General features: G+C 53.9%; 1 rRNA gene. It reads right to left on the reverse strand.

Annotation, left to right across the window (positions count from 1 at the left end):
* A 16S ribosomal RNA gene (locus H5114_RS20335) occupies positions 1-214 on the reverse strand; the annotation flags it as partial.
* Positions 215-230 lie beyond the last annotated feature (16 nt).

Genomic DNA, 230 nt, shown 5'->3' on the forward strand with positions numbered 1-230 from the left:
GCCCGAAGGTCCCCTCCTTTCCCCCGTAGGGCGTATGCGGTATTAGCAGTCGTTTCCAACTGTTATCCCCCTCGACTGGGCAGATCCCTAGGCATTACTCACCCGTCCGCCGCTCGTCACCTCAGGAGCAAGCTCCCTTGTGTTACCGCTCGACTTGCATGTGTTAGGCCTGCCGCCAGCGTTCAATCTGAGCCATGATCAAACTCTTCAATTAAAGTTTTTTGAATCTT

The organism is Shewanella sp. SR43-8 (assembly GCF_014163775.1).
Taxonomy (GTDB): domain Bacteria; phylum Pseudomonadota; class Gammaproteobacteria; order Enterobacterales; family Shewanellaceae; genus Shewanella; species Shewanella vesiculosa.